Here is a 280-nt window from a genome sequence, read left to right as displayed (position 1 = left end):
CACGCTGACCGCGTGCGCGACCGGCGCCGGCGACCCCGCACCGACCGCATCCGCCGAGGCGGAGCCCGTCACGGGCGGCAACCTGACCTTCGCGATCTCGGTCGACAGCCAGTGCATCGACCCGCAGCAGGTCGGCAACAACGACGCGATCGCCATCGCGCGCCAGACCGTCGCGTCGCTGACGATCCAGGACCCCGAGAACGGTGAGATCCTGCCGTGGCTCGCCACCGACTTCGAGGTGAACGACGACGCGACGAGCTTCACGTTCACGCTGCAGGAC

At 70.0% G+C, this 280-nt stretch carries 1 protein-coding gene; it reads left to right on the top strand.

Annotated features, from left to right (window positions below; translation table 11 throughout):
- Positions 1-280 (top strand): hypothetical protein (locus ACZYRN_RS19430; protein WP_488913204.1); only part of this gene is annotated, 280 nt, incomplete at both ends.

The organism is Domibacillus sp. F004 (genome assembly GCF_057814295.1).
The sequence above is the reverse complement of the archived record's forward strand: the minus strand, read 5'-3'. Positions and strand labels throughout refer to the sequence as shown.